General features: G+C 58.0%; 1 protein-coding gene. It reads left to right on the top strand.

The window, feature by feature from the left end:
- Window positions 1-107: 107 nt before the first annotated feature.
- On the top strand, window positions 108-395 hold the full coding sequence (locus tag HL671_RS37875; RefSeq protein WP_172244256.1) for a GIY-YIG nuclease family protein: 288 nt from the start codon (window positions 108-110) through the stop codon (window positions 393-395).
- Window positions 396-545: the final 150 nt, after the last annotated feature.

Genomic DNA, 545 nt, shown 5'->3' with positions numbered 1-545 from the left:
ACACCTGTCAGCCATGTCCCCGGGCTGAACAGCAGCGAAGCGATCCAGGGGCTCCAGAAAAGACTCCAGGTGATACTCTGCCGCCCCGCTTGATGTTGGGTGTGCCGATGAAACATCCCTACGTGTACATCATGGCAAGCGGCCGGAACGGAACGCTCTACGTAGGCGTGACGAGCGATCTTCCGAAACGGGCCTACCAGCATCGTGAAGGCCTCATTGCCGGCTTTACCAAAACCTATGGCTGCAAGGTATTGGTGTGGTACGAGCCGCACGAAACGATGATGGCTGCCATCGAACGCGAGAAGCAGATCAAGTCCGGCAGCCGCAAGAAGAAGTTATTGCTGGTCGAAGCGCTCAATCCGCAATGGCTCGATCTCTACGAAACGCTGAACTGACCTTGACTGCAAAACGGACCGTCTCCTGTTCAGACAGTCCTGGATTGCTTCGCTGCGCTCGCAATGACGGTTGGGGTGGGCACCACCGTCCCCCGCAAACTCCGTCATCGCGAGCGCAGTGTTCAGCCCGGGGACATGGCTGACAGGTGT

Source organism: Bradyrhizobium denitrificans (assembly GCF_013179005.1).
GTDB lineage: Bacteria > Pseudomonadota > Alphaproteobacteria > Rhizobiales > Xanthobacteraceae > Bradyrhizobium > Bradyrhizobium denitrificans.
This window is presented reverse-complemented; position numbering and strand designations above follow the sequence as displayed.

Bases quoted from the DNA above. Each gene is read 5' to 3' on its own strand.
- HL671_RS37875 (WP_172244256.1), top strand. From the start codon at position 108: ATGAAACATCCCTACGTGTACATCATGGCAAGCGGCCGGAACGGAACG.